Annotated in this window: 9 protein-coding genes; 3 read left to right on the forward strand and 6 right to left on the reverse strand. The window is 73.2% G+C overall.

The features are described 5' to 3' along the window. Nucleotides 1-146: 146 nt before the first annotated feature. Complete coding sequence (gene mgt / locus ACFYOU_RS14565; RefSeq protein WP_391305822.1) at nt 147-1358, reverse strand: macrolide-inactivating glycosyltransferase; 1212 nt, start codon at nt 1356-1358, stop codon at nt 147-149. Between the two features lie 175 nt (nt 1359-1533). Between mgt and ACFYOU_RS14570 the strand changes: the two genes are divergently transcribed. Further along, entirely contained in the window at nt 1534-2412 is an 879-nt protein-coding gene (locus ACFYOU_RS14570) for a phosphotransferase (protein ID WP_391305824.1), read from the forward strand. 64 nt (nt 2413-2476) lie between these two features. On the opposite strand, the gene ACFYOU_RS14575 is transcribed toward ACFYOU_RS14570, so the two are convergent. The 5 genes from ACFYOU_RS14575 to ACFYOU_RS14595 all read right to left on the reverse strand — a co-directional run bounded on the left by ACFYOU_RS14575 (nt 2477) and on the right by ACFYOU_RS14595 (nt 8323). Then, nucleotides 2477-3604 (reverse strand): methyltransferase, encoded by a 1128-nt coding sequence (locus tag ACFYOU_RS14575; protein WP_391305826.1) that lies wholly within the window; start codon nt 3602-3604, stop codon nt 2477-2479. Between the two features lie 306 nt (nt 3605-3910). Then, a complete protein-coding gene (locus ACFYOU_RS14580) occupies nt 3911-4642 on the reverse strand; it encodes an exonuclease domain-containing protein (protein ID WP_391305828.1) in 732 nt (243 codons plus the stop codon). Between the two features lie 90 nt (nt 4643-4732). Next, nucleotides 4733-5974 carry an SAV2148 family HEPN domain-containing protein gene (locus ACFYOU_RS14585; RefSeq protein WP_389770348.1) on the reverse strand — a complete coding sequence of 414 codons (1242 nt, stop codon included), beginning with the start codon at nt 5972-5974 and terminating at the stop codon, nt 4733-4735. Between the two features lie 128 nt (nt 5975-6102). Beyond that, entirely contained in the window at nt 6103-7404 is a 1302-nt protein-coding gene (locus tag ACFYOU_RS14590) for a copper amine oxidase (RefSeq protein WP_391305830.1), read from the reverse strand. 40 nt (nt 7405-7444) lie between these two features. Continuing rightward, nucleotides 7445-8323: a Tat pathway signal sequence domain protein gene (locus ACFYOU_RS14595; RefSeq protein WP_391305832.1), complete on the reverse strand. Its 879-nt coding sequence runs from the start codon at nt 8321-8323 to the stop codon at nt 7445-7447. 179 nt (nt 8324-8502) lie between these two features. Between ACFYOU_RS14595 and glgX the strand changes: the two genes are divergently transcribed. Both glgX and treY read left to right on the forward strand, forming a co-directional pair. Beyond that, on the forward strand, nt 8503-10644 hold the full coding sequence (gene glgX, locus ACFYOU_RS14600; protein ID WP_391305834.1) for a glycogen debranching protein GlgX: 2142 nt from the start codon (nt 8503-8505) through the stop codon (nt 10642-10644). A 103-nt stretch (nt 10645-10747) separates the two neighbouring features. Beyond that, the gene (gene treY, locus ACFYOU_RS14605) at nt 10748-13204 is read left to right on the forward strand and encodes a malto-oligosyltrehalose synthase (protein ID WP_391305836.1); all 2457 of its coding nucleotides are present in this window, start codon (nt 10748-10750) and stop codon (nt 13202-13204) included. Nucleotides 13205-13267: the final 63 nt, after the last annotated feature.

Consider the following 13267-nt stretch of genomic DNA (forward strand, 5'->3'; position numbering starts at 1 on the left):
CCCACGGGCGGGGCCACCCACGCCGGGGTGCGCGCCCCGTTCTCGCGCACCCGGGGCGGGGCGCGGTTTGCCGCCCCCGCACCGGGGGGGGGGGGGGGGGGGCGGGGGCCGGGGGCCCGCCCCCCACCAGCCGTGTCCGGGCGGGATCAGTCGGAGCGCACGGCGTCGGGGAGTTCCGCCTCGATCAGGTCGGCCGCACGTCGCGTCCCGCCCTCGGCGGCCATGCTCCGCTGGATCTCGGCGAGGCGTCGCGCCACCTCCGGGTCGTCCACGAGGTCGAGCACGGCGGACCGCAGGGCCTCGGCCGTGGCCTCCGTCGTGGGGAGGTGCCGGGCCACCCCGAGGTCCTGGAGCACGTCGGCGTTGCCGAACTGGTCGACGGCCTGCGGGACGGCGACCATCGGGGTCGCGGTCGCCAGGCCCTCCTGGCTGCCGCCGGCTCCCGCATGGGTGACGAAGGCGTCCGCCTGCCGCAGGATCGCGAGCTGCGGCACCCAGGAGTGGACCTCCACGTTGGCGGGGAGTGCGCCGAGTTCCTCCGGCGTCACGAACTTGCCGATCTGGAGGACCAGGTGCCAACCGGGCAGGTCCCCGAACGCCTTCACGCACTCCCGGTAGAAGTCGGGCTGCTTGGTGAAGGAGGACCCGAGCGACACCAGCACCACCTTCTCGGCGCCCGGTGGGCGCTGCCACTGCCCGTCCGCGCTCCGGGCGCCCTGGCAGGCGCCGACGAAGTCGTACCGCGACGTGTCGACCCGGTCCGCGTTCGGCTGGAGCGCGCGCGGGATGAGGACGAGACAGCGCTCGGGTCGCCCGCCGAAGTCCTCCACGGACAGGTCGATGCCGTTCTCCGCGAGCCAGTCGCCGAACGCCTCGTAGTACGCCCGGCCCCGCGGGGTCTGCTTCATCGGTTCGAACAGGGGGCGGGCCACCTCCTCCTCGTACCCTTCCCAGGCCACGATGTTCGGGGAGAGTTGGACGAGGGGGACGTTCCAGCGGTGGGCGAGGACCCGGGCCGGGTACGAGGTGATGTCCTGGAGCACGAGGTCGGGCTCGTCCCCCCGGTAGGCCGCGAGGAGTTGCGGCAGTGCCTGGCGGGCGTCCTCGAAGAACGGTGCGAGGTTGTCGACCAGTTCGGTGCCCCAGGCGTCCGGATCGTCGTCGGTGGGCAGGGTCGAGTTCCAGAGCTTGGGCTCCGCGCCGGTCTCGGCGACCTTGTCCGCGAAGGCGGGCGGGATGGCGTAGGTGACCCGGTGACCGCGGGCCACCAACTCCCTGATCACGTCGAGGCTCGGGTTCACATGACCGTGGGCGGCGATGGAGAACATGGCGATGTGGGCGCGGCGGGGGGTGGTCATGGCGTCACCATAGACAAGACGATACGTCTCGTGCAACACGATTTCCCCTCGCCGCCTCGCGCCAGGCCCGTGCGTCCCGCTGACCGGGCAGGATGCGACACTGACGCGCGACGGGACCCCCACCGCAACGGCGGGCGGACCGCAGGTGTGCGGTGGGATCGGCGGAAGGTTGGGGATGGACGAGGCACGGGCGCGCAGGGTCCTGGACGCGGCACGGCTGCCGCTCGCGGGAACGGGCGCACCGGCGGGCGCGGACGCGGAACTGCTGGCCCTCGGCGAGAACGCCGTGTTCGCGGTGGGCGACCTGGTGGTGAAGGTCGGCCGCGGCCCTCAGGTGCTGGAGCGGGCCCGGCGGGAGTTGGACGTCGCCGCCTGGCTGGCCTCGGCGGGCGTTCCCGCGGTCCGCGCCGCGCAGGCGGACGCCCGGCTGGTGGAGGGCCACCCGGTGACGGTGTGGCACCGACTGCCGAAGGCGGTCCGCCCGGCCCGCGGCGAGGACCTGGCGGTCCTGCTGCGCGGGGTGCACGCCCTTCCCGCACCGGACGTCCCGCTGCCCGGGCGCGACCTCCTCGGCGGGGTGGAGCGTTGGCTACGGCTCGCCGGTGACGCGATCGACCCGGCCGACGCCGCCTTCCTCCGGGAGCGCCGCGACGGCTTCGCCTCCGCCGCCGCGGCCCTCACCCCCCGACTCGCGCCGGGGCCGATCCACGGCGACGCCCTGCCCCGCAACGTCCACGTCGGACCCGACGGTCCGGTGCTGGTCGATCTGGAGACCTTCTCCTACGACCTGCGGGAACACGACCTGGTCGTCATGGCGCTGTCCCACGACCGCTACGGCCTGTCCGCGGACGCGTACGCCGCCTTCACCGACGCGTACGGCTGGGACGTGCGGTCCTGGGACGGCTGCGCGGTCCTGCGGGGCGCCCGGGAGACCGCGAGCTGCGCCTGGGTGGCGCAGCACGCCCCGGACAACCCGAAGGCGCTCGTGGAGTTCCGTCGTCGGGTGGCCTCGCTCCGGGACGGCGACACGACGGTCCGCTGGCACCCGTTCTGACGGTCCGTCCGACCCCGGCGGGTCGGTGGCGGCCCGGCGTAGGACGTCAGGCCGGCGTCGGACGTCAAGCCGGTGCCAGGCGCCACAGCGAGGTGACCTCCGCCGCACGAGCGGCGTGCAGCGGATCGGCGGTGTCCCGGGCCCGTGGATGCCGCGGCCCGGTGTCGAGCCTGGCCACCACGCGCAGGCCCGCCGCCGCCACGTCGGCCAGCAACGCGCCGCGCGTGCGCAGCCCCAGGTGTTCGGCCAGGTCCGACAGGACCAGCCAGCCCTCGCCGCCCGGCCGCAGGTGCGCGGGCAGTCCGTACAGGAAGTCGCGGAGCATCCGGCCGCCGGGATCGTAGACGCCCTGTTCCAGCGCCGAGGTGGGCCGGGCCGGAATCCAGGGCGGGTTGCAGACGACGAGGTCCGCGCGGCCGTCGGGGAAGAGGGCGGGGCCCCTGACGTCGACGGGTCCGGCGGGGTGCAGTCGACGCAGGTTCTCGCGCGCGCAGTCCAGGGCGCGCGGGCTGGCGTCGGTGGCCACGACGCGCTCGACGCCCCGGCCGGCGAGGACGGCGGCGAGCACGCCCGTTCCGGTACCGAGGTCGAAGGCGGTGCGGCGGCCCGCCCGCGGGGGGAGCGGGGCACGGGCGACCAGGTCGACGTACTCGCCCCGGACCGGGGAGAAGACGCCGTAGTGCGGGTGGATGCGCGCACCCAGCGCCGGCACCCACACGCCCTCGGTGCGCCACTGGTGCGCCCCGATCACCCCCAGCAGTTCGGTGAGGGAGACCGCCATCGGCGCGGACCGCCGGCCGTACGCCTCCGTGCACGCCCGGCGCACGTCGGGAGCCCTGGGCAGTCGGAGTCCGTGTGCGCCCTCCAGGAGGACGAGCAGGCTGCCGCGCACCCGGGCGCGGTGGGTGCGGAACCGGCGGTACGAGTGGAAGGACCGGGCCGGGCCGTCGCCCGGTCGGGGAGGCTTGCGGTCGACCCGGCGGGTCATCGCCCGTAGGAGCTGCTGCGCCTGGGGGTAGTCACCCCGCCACAGCAGGGCGGTCCCCTCGCAGGCCAGCCGGTGTGCGGTGGCGGCGGTCAGCCGTTCGTCGACGGCGATGACGCGTCGCGGTGGCGGGGTGGCGTTCTCGGAATGCCAGGGGGCGCTGCGGGGTGCGGGCGCGCCGGGCTCGGTCCAGTGGATCGTGGACACCACGAACTCCTCGTGATCGAACGTGCGGGGGCACGAAGAGCGCTTCGACGAGGAGCGGGAGCATGCACGAGCCACGGCCCGCGCCATCGCGCGGGCCGGGTGTCAGGGCTGGTGGGGCTACCGCTCCCGCGTCGAGGCGCGGGGGGTGCGATCGCCGAGGACCATGCCGAGCGTCACGGTGAGCCCTTTCGTCAGAGGAGGGGAACGAGCCTGGCACACGGGCTCCGGCGCGGGCAAACCGCCCCGGTCCGCGGCCCGTCGGCGGCTTCCGCAGCTGCTTGCGGTGCGCCGGTGGGCGCCGCGCCCCTAGACGACGCCGGGTGCCTCGTCGACGAGGTCCCGCAGCGGCCAGGTCGGGTCGACGAACGCCGTCCGGTCGCCCTTGCGCCGGAGGAAGTCCTGGAAGTCGGCGGCCCATTCCGCGTACCACTGGACCTGTCGGCCGTGCAGTTCCGCCGGTGCCAGCTCCGCGACCTTGGGGTGGCGGACCGCGATCGCCCGGGCCAGCCGGGCGGCGGCCAGGGCGTCGGCGCCGGCCTCGTGGGCCGTGTCGAGCGCGACGCCGTACTCGGCGCAGACGGCCTCCAGGTTCCGCTTGCCCCGGCGGTAGCGGTCGACGGTCCGGTCGATGGCGTACGGGTCGATCACCGGGGCGGGATCGCGGTCGCCGAGCCTGCTGCGCAGGGAGGGCAGGCCGTACCGGTGCAGTTCGGCGGAGAGCAGGGTGAGGTCGAACGCGGCGTTGTAGGCGACGACCGGCACGCCCGTCCGCCAGTACCCGGCGAGGACGTCGGCGATGGCGTCGGCGACCTGGTCGGCGGGCCGGCCCTCGGCCGCCGCCCGCTCCTCGGTTATCCCGTGCACGGCGACGGCTTCCGCGGGTATCGGTACGCCGGGATCGGCCAACCACTCGCGCCGTCCGAGTACCCGGCCCTCCTTCACCTCGATGACCGCCGCCGTGACGATGCGCGAGGTGCGCGGGTCCGTCCCGGTCGTCTCCAGGTCGAAGCCGATCAGTAGCCCTTGGTGCCAGCTCATGGGACCCCCTCCTTCGTGGTGCTTTCCCCCAGTGGCCTCACCCTCGCACGGGCCACTGACAACCAGGTGCCCAGGTCGACGTCCCGACAGTCAGGAGACCGGCCGGGAGTCGGTCCACGCCAGGTCGAACTCCTCGCGGTACGTCTCGAACAGGGAGCCTTCGTCTGATTCGTCCGGTTTCAGCAGGCGACCGCCGCCCCGGAGGACGAGCACCGGGGCCTCCATGCCGCGGGCGCGTCGCAGATAGCTCTGCACGACCCCGACGCCGTCGGCTCCGTCACCGTTCACCAGGTAGGAGGTGAACCGCGGGGTCTCGTCGAAGACCTGGATCTCGAAGGCCCCCGGGTCCCGCAGCCGGGACCGCACCCGGCGCATGTGCAGGATGTTCATCTCCACGGAGCGGCTGAGCTCGCCCCGCTTGAGTCCCAGCTCCCGTTCGCGGCGCTTGATGGCGCTGGAGGCGGGGTTCAGGAAGAGCAGCCGCACCCGGCACCCCGACTCGGCGAGCCGCACCAGTCGCCGTCCGGAGAAGTTCTGCACCAGCAGGTTGAGCCCGATGCCTATCGCGTCCAGGCGACGGGCGCCGCCGAAGATGTCCTCGGCGGGGAACCGGCGCAGCAGTCGCACCCGGTCCGAGTGGACCGCGACCACGTCCGCGTAGCGGTCGCCGACGAGGTCCTCGACGGCGTCCACCGGCAGCCGGTGGCGGGAGGGGGTGTCGGCGCCCGCGCCGAGCATCTCCAGGAGGCGTGCCGAGGCGCGCTCGGCCTGTGCGAGGACCGCCTCCGACAGGGCCCGGTTGCGGGAGACCACGTTGCGGGTGACCTCCAGCTCGTCGAGGGCGAGTTCGACGTCGCGGCGGTCGTCGAAGTACGGCTCGAAGCAGGGCCAGTGCTGGACCATCAGCTCGCGTAGCTGCGGAAGCGTAAGAAAGCTCAGCACATTGTCGTCGGCGGGGTCCAGCAGATAGCCCTTGCGACGGCTGACCTCCCGCACGGCGACGGCGCGCTGCACCCACTCCTGGCCGGCGGGCCCGGCGGCGGCGACGACCCAGTCGTCACCGTGCACGGGCTCGTAGACGGGGCGCAGCACGGCGGCCACGACCGCGCGCAGCCGCTGTTCCACCAGGTTCAACCAGATGTAGGCCCGCCCCGCGCGCTGGGCGCGGGTGCGGACCTCGCTCCACTGCTCGGCGCCCCAGTCCAGTTCGGGTCCGATCTGTGATCCCGTCTCCATCGGACGGGCCAGGGACACCGCTCCGGGTGGGACCTCTGCGGAGCCCTCCTGTGGACCGCCGTCACCAGGAGGCAGCTCCCGCCCGCCCGAGCTCACCTGCCGCACCGCCTTCCGCACCCCTTGTGACCCCCCTGGTCAACGATCAAGGAAGGGTACTCCGGGAGCGGTCGGCGGTGCAGCCCGATGGGAAGGGTGGTGGATTCCCGTGCGGACGGGTTGACGGGCTAGGGGAGCGGGCCGACGTCGCCGTTGCGGTTCTTGAGGTCGTCCGGAGTGAGCGGGTTCATGGCGGTCACGTCACGCGGCGCGAGCGAGAAGCCCTGCCAGTGGACCGGCATGGGCTCCTGGTCCTCGTCCCTGGCTATGTGGTGGAAGCCGATGTTGACCCAGGTGACGGGGTTCTTGAGGGCCTGTCCGTTGGTCCACTTGTCCACGCTGTTGGGCGTGCCGGTGGGGCAGCTCGGGTTGCCGCTCGCGTACTTCTCGCACTTCTTGTACTCCGTGAAGTACACGTCGTGCTTGGTGAACGACCGGCCGGGGAACTTGTCGGTGCGGCCCGGCACGATCTCGTAGCTGCGCGGGTGGCCGTCCTTGTTCTTGCCGGTGGTGCTGACCAGCCGCCACCAGCGCATGCTCTTGGCGTCACCGGCGAGTTCCTTGGTGACGGCGGTGCGCTTGGTCTTGGTGACCGGGCTGCGACCGCCGCTCGCCGGGGTCACGGTGGAGTCGTACTGCTCGACCTTGTTCTTGGTGTTGCCGTCGAGCGCGCTGTCGATGCGCCAGAACACGTTGTGGTTGTGGCTCTCGGCGTACGCGGAGGCGTTCTTGCCGATGGGCCAGCCCTGGCTGTCGCCCCCGTCGTAGTCGAACGGGGAGAGCATGCCGGTGGCGCCGACGTTCGAGGAGATGGTGCCGTCGGAGGAGAAGCGCCACTCGGTGATGTACTCGTACCAGGACGCCTTGTTGATCGAGTAGACCAGCAGGTCCTTGCCCTGGGCCTGCCAGACCTTGCTGCCCGAGTCGTTGGCGAGGCGGTAGGCGTGGCCCCGGGCGCGGGTGGTGGTGCACAGGCCCTTGACGTCGCCGCGGTCGGGGACCTTGACGGTGCGGATGGTGCCGCCGGGGCACTCGCCGGTCTTGAGGTTCTGGAGGTCGTAACCGAAGGTCGTGGCGGTCACGTCCTCGTACTCGTTCTTGCCGTCGTCGTACGGCACGTGGATCTGGGCGAGCCGGGCGCTGTTGAGCACCCGGATGGGACGCGCCTCGCCCTTGGGCTGGTACGTGACCTTGTCCAGGACGACGCCGGCCAGCGGGTCGTAGCGCCAGCACATGCGCCAGGTGGTGCCGCCGTCGAGCTTCTGCTCGATGCGGTAGGCGGCGCTGCAGTCGGCCGCCGGAGCCGGCGCGTTGCGCGGTGCCTGCGGGGCGGCCTGGGCGGTGCCCGCGGTGGCGCTGCCCATCAGCGCGGTCACGGCGAGGGCCAGTCCGGCGCCCTTGCGGGCACGCGAGATTCTGTGGTCGAGCATCGGGAAGAAACTCCTCGTCGAGAGGGAGGCAGGAAGGGGGTCAGCCGAGGCGGCCGACGGTGCGCGCGCTCAGGTTGACGACGCTCGCGCGGGTGTCGAACCAGGGCCCGTCCTTGACCTTGAAGACGACGCTGATGCAGCGGTCCTTGCCGCAGTCCTTCAGTACGGCCGGGACCTTCATCGTGGTCTGCTTGGTGAAGATCATGCCGCTGAGTTCCGCCTGGCCGGGCCCGGTCAGTTCCTTGCCGGTGGCGTGGCGGAAGTCCTTCTTCAGGTCCTTGCCGAGCGGGTGGGCGATCAACACGCTCGCCGCCTCCGCCAGCTCGTCCCGGCTCGGCGGCGGCTGCGCGCCCTTCGCGGTGACGGTGTCCACGACCTTGCCGGAGGTCAGGTCCACCGTCTTGGTGACGGTGGCTTCCTTCTCGTAGTCGTAGAACACGACCTCGGCCCTGCGCTTGCTCTCGGTGGCCGGTGCGTTCGGGTCGGGCTCCTGGAGGTTGGTGTACAGGTGCTCCGGGCCCTTGGCCCCCTCGACGTTGCGGGCGGACCGCTGGAGGTCGCCGGTCGCGGCGAGCTGCTCCGCCTGCTTGAGTTCGTCGTCGGTCAGCGGGTCGCTGCCGATGCCCTTCTCCCCCTCGGCGGGAGCCGGCACCACGTCGGCGGGCGGCGGGGGCACCGTGCTCCCCGAGTCCGCCGGCGCCTGCGAGCCGTCCGCCGCCCCGTTGCGGTCCCCGTTCGCCGCCGCGTCGGCGCCGCCGTCCTGCCCCGATGCCCGGCCCTGCTCCTGGCTCTGGGCGGGACGGTCGTCGGCCGCCTCGTCCGCGCCGGCCATTCCGGGAAGGGTGACGGCCACCATCACGGCCGTCCCCGCGATGGCGATCGCTCCGCCCGCCATGACCTTCCCGACATGGCGTCTCACCAATTGACGCACTGTTTCCCCCAACTCCCCCGTGTGTGAACCCGTCTGTCGACCGGGTTTGCGGTCACCCGGTAGGACGGACCGGGGTCCTAGGAGGTTGCCTGGATCTCGGGAAGACTCTGCCCCCGGTGGCCCCGAGGACGCAGGGCCAGGAACCAGGAAGGGGAAGAGGCTCCCCCATGCAGGTCTGGCCCGGACAGGCGTATCCGCTGGGTGCCGCGTACGACGGCGCCGGCACGAACTTCGCGGTCTTCTCGGAGGCCGCGCACCGCATCGAACTGTGCCTGCTGCACGACGACGGTTCCGAGACGGCGGTGGAACTGCGCGAGACCGATGCGTTCGTGCGCCACGCCTATCTGCCCGGAGTGACGCCGGGACAGCGTTACGGGTTCCGTGCGCACGGCCCCTACGCACCCGAACGGGGGGTGCGCTGCAACCCGGCGAAGCTGCTCCTCGACCCGTACGCGCGGGCGGTGAGCGGGGCGGTCGACTGGGGGGAGGAGGTGTACGGCTACCGCTTCGGGGCGCCGGAGCGGCGCAACGACCTCGACTCGGCCCGGCACACGATGGCCTCGGTGGTGGTGAACCCCTACTTCGACTGGGGGGACGACCGTCCGCCCCGTACGGAGTACCACCGCACCGTCATCTACGAGGCCCATGTGAAGGGCCTGACGATGAGCCATCCGGCCCTGCCGGACGAGCTGCGCGGGACGTACGCGGCGCTGGCCCACCCCGCGGTCCTGGAGCACCTGACCGAGCTGGGGGTGACCGCACTGGAGCTGATGCCGGTGCACCAGTTCGTCAACGACCACCGGCTCGTCGACATGGGTCTGGGCAACTACTGGGGCTACAACACCATCGGCTTCTTCGCGCCCCACAACGCGTACGCCTCCTGGGGGGACCGGGGCCAGCAGGTGCTGGAGTTCAAGTCGGCGGTGCGGGCCCTGCACGGGGCGGGGATCGAGGTGATCCTGGACGTGGTCTACAACCACACGGCGGAGGGCAACCACCTCGGCCCGACGCTCTCCTTCCGCGGCCTCGACAACGCGTCCTACTACCGTCTCGGGGAGAGCCGGCGCCACTACACCGACACCACGGGCACCGGGAACTCGCTGCTGATGCGCTCCCCGCACGTCCTCCAGCTGATCATGGACTCGCTGCGGTACTGGGTCACCGAGATGCACGTCGACGGCTTCCGCTTCGACCTGGCCGCGACCCTGGCCCGACAGTTCCACGAGGTGGACCGGTTGTCGTCCTTCTTCGACCTGGTCCAACAGGACCCGGTGGTCTCCCGGGCGAAGCTGATCGCCGAACCCTGGGACCTGGGCGAGGGCGGCTACCAGGTCGGCAAGTTCCCCCCGCTGTGGACGGAGTGGAACGGCAAGTACCGCGACACGGTGCGCGACCTGTGGCGCGGCGAGCCGCGGCGGCTCGCCGAGTTCGCGTCCCGGCTGACCGGCTCGTCCGACCTCTACCAGGACGACGGCCGCCGACCGCTGGCCTCCATCAACTTCGTCACCTGCCACGACGGCTTCACCCTGCGCGACCTGGTCTCGTACGACGCCAAGCACAACGAGGACAACGGCGAGGACAACCGCGACGGCGAGGACCACAACCGTTCCTGGAACTGCGGGGTGGAGGGCGAGACCGACGACCCGGGGGTGCGCGCCCTGCGGGAGCGGCAGATGCGCAACCTCGTCGCCACCCTGATGCTGTCCCAGGGGGTGCCGATGCTCAGCCACGGCGACGAGTTCGCCCGCACCCAGCAGGGCAACAACAACGCCTACTGCCAGGACGGCGAGCTGTCCTGGGTGCGGTGGCCCGCCGGCCCCGGCGGGGAAGGGGACCCGGAGGACGAGCTCGCCGCCCGTCAGCTCGCCTTCACCCGGGCCATGGTGTGGCTGCGGCGCGACCACCCGGTCTTCCGCAGACGACGGTTCTTCCGCGGACGCCCGGCCCAGGACACCCGGGACGAGTTGTCGGACCTGGTGTGGTTCACCCCGGAGGGTGAGGTGATGCGCCAGCGGGACTGGAGCGCGGCCCAGGCCCGTGCGTTGAGCGTGTTCCTGAACGGCGACGCGATCTCCGAGCCCGGCCCCCGGGGGGAACCCGTCCGTGACGATTCGTTCCTGCTGATGTTCAACGCCTCCCCCGAGCCCCTGGACTTCGTGGTCCCGCCCGACCACGGACACCGGTGGCGCACCGTGGTCGACACCGCCCACCCGTCGGGCGTGCCCCCGAGGGGCGCGGACGGGGTCAAGGCCGGGGACCGGCTGACCCTGCTGGACCGGAGCCTGGTGGTGCTCCAGCGGGCCGTGTGACCCGGCCCCGCCCGCGCCGGGACGGGGACCGGACGGCGTACCGCTGCGCCACCTGACCGGCCGGGGTGACAGGGAGCCCGCCCGGGCGGGTACGTACGTCCCCATGACGCCTCAGCCCGCCGAGCCCCGTGTCCCCGCACCGCCGACCGCCACGTACCGCCTCCAGCTCCAGCCCTCGTTCCCGTTCGCCGCGGCCGAGGCCGCCGTGCCCCATCTGGCCGCGCTCGGCGTCTCCCACCTGCACCTGTCGCCGGTCCTGGAGGCCGTGCCGGGGTCCGCGCACGGCTACGACGTCGTGGACCACGGGCGGGTGCGCGACGAACTGGGCGGCGAGGACGGGCTGCGGAGGCTGGCGCACACCGCACGGGGGCACGGGCTGGGACTGGTCGCCGACATCGTGCCCAACCACATGGCGGCGCTCCCCCGGCTGAACCGACCGCTGTGGGAGACCCTGCGCGACGGTCCTGCGTCCCCCTTCGCCGTGTGGTTCGACATCGACTGGGACGCCCAGGGCGGACGCGTGCTCCTGCCGGTGCTGGGCCGCAGGATCGGTGACGAGCTCGACTCGCTCCACGTCGACGGGGGCGTCCTGCGCTACCACGAACACGCCTTCCCGTTGCGCCCCGGCACCGAGGGACTGCCCCTGGAACGGCTGTTGGACGCCCAGTGGTACCGGCTCGGGTGGTGGCGGCTGGCCCGCACCGAACTGAACTACCGCCGCTTCTTCACCGTCGCGGACCTCATCGCGGTCCGGGTCGAGGACCCCGAGGTGTTCCGCGCGACCCACGCCAAGGTGCTCGACCTGGTGCGCGAAGGGGTGCTGGAGGGCCTGCGCGTCGACCACCCGGACGGGCTCGCCGACCCCGGGACCTATCTGGGCCGGCTGCACGAGGCGACCGCGGGACGGTGGACGGTCGTGGAGAAGATCCTCACCGCGGGCGAGCGGCTGCCGGCGTCCTGGCCGGTCGCCGGGACCACCGGGTACGACTCGCTGCGGCAGGTGGACGGCCTGTTCACCGACCCGGCCGGATCCCGGGAACTCCTGCGCCAGTACCGCAGGTTCGTCGCGCCCCCGGCCGACCGGGGCGGCCACTGGGAGGACACCGTCCGCAGGGCCGCCCACCGGGTGGTCGACCGGGAGCTGGCCACCGAGGTGGAGCGCCTCACCCGCGACTGCGCCCGGCTGTGCGCCGCGGACCCGGTGCTGCGCGACCACGCGCCGTGGGCCCTGCGCACGGCGATCCGGGAACTGTTGGTCCGGCTGCGCGCGTACCGGCCCTACGGGGGCGCGGACCTGGCGCGGGTGCTGTCCGAGGAGTCCGTGCGGGAGGCCAGGGCGGCGTTCGCGGTGCCCCAGGAGGCGGCGGCCGTGGACGCCGTGCGGTCGCTGCTGGCGGGCGGGCCCGGCGACGACACCCCGGAGCGGTCCGAGCGGTTCGAGGAGGCCGAACGGTCGGCGTTCCGGGCGAGGTTCGCGCAGACCGCGTCCGCGGTGCACGCCAAGTCGGTCGAGGACACCGCCTTCTACCGGTTCGCCGCCCTGCTGTCGGCCACCGAGGTGGGGGGCGCCCCGGACGCGCCCGCCCTGCCGGTCGACGCCTTCCACGCGCACGCTGCGCACCTCCAACGCGACTGGCCCCTCACCGGGACGGTGCTGTCCACCCACGACACCAAGCGGAGCGCGGACGTCCGGCTGCGGATCGCGGCCCTGACCGAGCGCCCGCAACGGTGGGCGGACCTGCTCGCGGAGCTGACGGAACGCTCCGCACGCCCCCCGGGCCTCCCGGCGCCCGACCCGCAGGTCGCGTGGGTGGCGTGGCAGTCGGCCGTCGGACTCGGCTTCCCCGGCGACGGCCGACTGGCGGGGGCCGTGCTCAAACACGTGCGCGAGGCGGGGCTGCGCACCTCGTGGACGGAGCCGGACCCGGTCTACGAGCGGGCGGTCGAGGACTTCGTGGCGGCGGGGCCCGGCGGCGGGGCGCCCGAGCGGGTCGCCGCCCTGCTGACCGAGCTGGCGCCGCAGGTACGGGTCAACGTGCTGGGCGCCGCGCTGCTGCACCTGACCATGCCGGGCGTACCGGACCTCTACCAGGGAACCGAGCGGGAGTACCTGGCCCTGGTGGACCCCGACAACCGGAACCCGGCGCACTTCGCGCCGGCCGAACTGCCCGCGACCGGCGCCGGGGTGGTCGGGCCGGGACTGTCCGCCGAGAAGACCTCCCTGACGGCGACGGCGCTGCGGCTGCGCCGACGGCACCCGGACGCCTTCGGCGAAGGGGCCTCGTACACGCCCCTGTACGCCACGGGGGACGCCGCGGACCACTGGGTCGCCTTCGTGCGCTCCGGGGGCGCCCAGCAGGTGCTGGTCGCCGTCACCCGGTTGTCCGCACGGCTCGCCGGAGCGGGCGGCTGGGGCGCCGGCGAGGTGGCGCTCCCGGGCGGCGCCTGGCGCGATCTGCTGGTTCCGGGGCGCGAGTTCACCGGGACCGTCCCGGTGGCGGCCCTGCTGTCGGAGCTACCGGTGGCCCTGCTCGCCCGCGGAACGGACCCCGCCCTCTGACGGCCCGCCCGCCCGGTGGCGGGGCCGTGCGGGCGCGACCCCTCCGTACGGCGGGACTACGCC

The organism is Streptomyces sp. NPDC005955, assembly GCF_042871255.1.
In the GTDB taxonomy this organism is placed as follows: domain Bacteria; phylum Actinomycetota; class Actinomycetes; order Streptomycetales; family Streptomycetaceae; genus Streptomyces.